This window comes from Mediterraneibacter sp. NSJ-151, assembly GCF_022487435.1.
In the GTDB taxonomy this organism is placed as follows: domain Bacteria; phylum Bacillota; class Clostridia; order Lachnospirales; family Lachnospiraceae; genus Schaedlerella; species Schaedlerella hominis.
Window position 1 is genome coordinate 1 of the sequence record NZ_JAKVPP010000030.1, and the last position, 1,373, is coordinate 1,373.

1 rRNA gene is annotated in these 1,373 nt (G+C 52.9%); it reads right to left on the reverse strand.

Features of this window, described 5'->3' with window-relative positions:
* Positions 1–14 precede the first annotated feature (14 nt).
* Positions 15–1,373: ribosomal RNA gene (locus tag LQE94_RS16105) — 23S ribosomal RNA — on the reverse strand; the annotation flags it as partial.

Sequence of the window (1,373 nt, forward strand, 5' to 3'; positions counted from 1 at the left end):
TCCTATCACCTGTTCTGGTTATGCCCTCGACCTATTAGTAACAGTCAGCTCCATGTGTTACCACACTTCCACCTCTGCCCTATCTACCTCGTCGTCTTCAAGGGGTCTTACTAACTTGACGTTATGGGATATCTTATCTTGAGGGGGGCTTCACGCTTAGATGCCTTCAGCGTTTATCCCTTCCCGGCTTGGCTACCCTGCCATGCATCTGGCGATGCAACAGGTACACCAGCGGCCAGTCCATCCCGGTCCTCTCGTACTAAGGACAGCTCCTCTCAAATATCCTACGCCCACGCCGGATAGGGACCGAACTGTCTCACGACGTTCTGAACCCAGCTCGCGTACCGCTTTAATGGGCGAACAGCCCAACCCTTGGGACCTACTTCAGCCCCAGGATGCGATGAGCCGACATCGAGGTGCCAAACCACTCCGTCGATGTGAACTCTTGGGAGTGATAAGCCTGTTATCCCCAGGGTAGCTTTTATCCGTTGAGCGATGGCAATCCCACTTTATACCACCGGATCACTAAGTCCTACTTTCGTACCTGCTCCACCCGTCGGTGTCGCAGTCAAGCTCCCTTCTGCCTTTGCACTCTTCGAATGGTTTCCAACCATTCTGAGGGAACCTTTGAGCGCCTCCGATACCCTTTCGGAGGCGACCGCCCCAGTCAAACTCCCCACCTGACATTGTCCCCCAGCCGGATCACGGCTGCTGGTTAGAAACCCAATACTGCAAGGGTGGTATCCCAACATCGACTCCACGGCAACTGGCGTTACCGTCTCCTAGTCTCCCACCTATCCTGTACATGCAATATCGAATCCCAGTATCAAGCTGGAGTAAAGCTCCATGGGGTCTTTCCGTCCTGGCGCAGGTAACCAGCATCTTCACTGGTATTTCAATTTCACCGGGTGCATTGTTGAGACAGTGCCCAAATCATTACGCCTTTCGTGCGGGTCGGAACTTACCCGACAAGGAATTTCGCTACCTTAGGACCGTTATAGTTACGGCCGCCGTTTACTGGGGCTTAAGTTCAAAGCTTCGCTTGCGCTAACCTCTCCCCTTAACCTTCCAGCACCGGGCAGGCGTCAGCCCATATACCTCACCTTTCGGTTTTGCATAGACCTGTGTTTTTGCTAAACAGTTGCTTGGGCCAATTCTCTGCGGCCATTCGCATGGCACTCCTTCTCCCGAAGTTACGGAGTCATTTTGCCGAGTTCCTTAACAATGCTTCTCCCGTCGGCCTTAGGATTCTCTCCTCATCCACCTGTGTCGGTTTACGGTACGGGTATGATATAAACAATAGCGGCTTTTCTTGGCAGTTAGCTCACGCTCTTCCCTACTCTTTTTCGGTCCGCATCACGTCTTCCCGTTGT